The following is a 1,198-nucleotide window of genomic DNA, read 5'->3' as shown; positions in this document are numbered from 1 at the left end:
GGTGCGCGGGTGGGCGGGTCTCGACGACGGCGACCGGCTGCTGGGTGCCGGCCGGGCCGACGCCGACGACCGCGGCGCGGGCGATCTCGGCGACGCCCTCGACGCGCTGCTCGGGGCCGACCGGGGTGAGCACCCCGGTCGCGGTCTGGATGACGTGGGGCAGGCGGCCCTCGATCCAGAGCCGGCCGGCCGAGTCGAAGTGGCCGACGTCGCCGCTGCGATGCCAGCGCTCCCCGGCGACCGCTCCGCGCCGGGCGGCCCGGTCGGTGAGCCAGAGCCGGGAGTAGTGGTCCAGGGTGTGCGGGGCGGAGACCACGATCTCTCCGGTGACACCCGCCGCATCCGACAGTTCCCCGGTGGCCGCCCCCGCCAGGTCGAGGGCGCTGATCCGGATGCGGGTGGTCGCCGCCGGGCGCCCGACGCAGACCCCGCCGGGCCCGGCCAGGTCGGCGAGGGAGATCGGGGCCGCGTCGCGGATGCCGTCGAGGGTGATGTCGGTCATCAACAGGCCCTCGGTCATCCCGTAGGGAGTGTGCGCGCTCGCCCGCGGCATCAGCCGGGCGGCGCCGGCCAGCAGCGGTTCCGCCACCGGGGCGCCCGCGGAGAGGAAGCTGCGCACACCGGCGAGAGCCCGGTGGTCGGCGGGGGTGAGTGCGGCCTCGGTGGCGACGACGTTGGCCAGGGCCGCCGGGGAAAGGAAGACGACGGTGGCGTCGATCGCGGCGACGGCCGCGGCCACGGCGGTCGCGGTCAGGGTCTTCGGCGAGGTGACGTCCATGTCCGGGGTCACCGAGCGGGCGCCGAGGGCCGGGCCGAGCAGGGCGAACGGCGCGAACCCGGCGACCAGGCCCGTGCCGAGGCCCACGCCGTACTGGGCGTGCAGCGCGTGGGCGACCGCGGAGAGCTGGGCGTGGGTGTAGACGACGCCCTTGGCCGGACCGGTCGAGCCGGAGGTGAACAGCACGGCCGCCGTGTCGCCGGGGGCGGGCGCGGCGGGCAGGTCCTCGGCGACGCCGAGAGCGAGGAGCTCGGCGAGGGTGAAGGACACGTCCAGCGCGCGGTGCACCGCCCGGGGCAGGCGGGCCACCGAGATCTTCTGGCCGGGCCAGCCGAGGGCGCGGGCGGCGACGAGCCCGGGAGCAGCCCCGATCACGTGGTCGGGGTGCGCGCCGCGCACGGCGCGGGTCAGGCCGCGGAG

At 77.6% G+C, this 1,198-nt stretch carries 1 protein-coding gene; it reads right to left on the bottom strand.

All coding sequences use genetic code 11. From position 1 onward, the window contains the following. A partial coding sequence (locus E3T48_RS01820) for an AMP-binding protein (RefSeq protein ID WP_166789598.1) occupies positions 1-1,198 on the bottom strand: 1,198 nt, incomplete at both ends.

The organism is Cryobacterium fucosi (genome assembly GCF_004403515.1).
Taxonomy (GTDB): domain Bacteria; phylum Actinomycetota; class Actinomycetes; order Actinomycetales; family Microbacteriaceae; genus Cryobacterium; species Cryobacterium fucosi.
The sequence above is the reverse complement of the archived record's forward strand: the minus strand, read 5'-3'. Positions and strand labels throughout refer to the sequence as shown.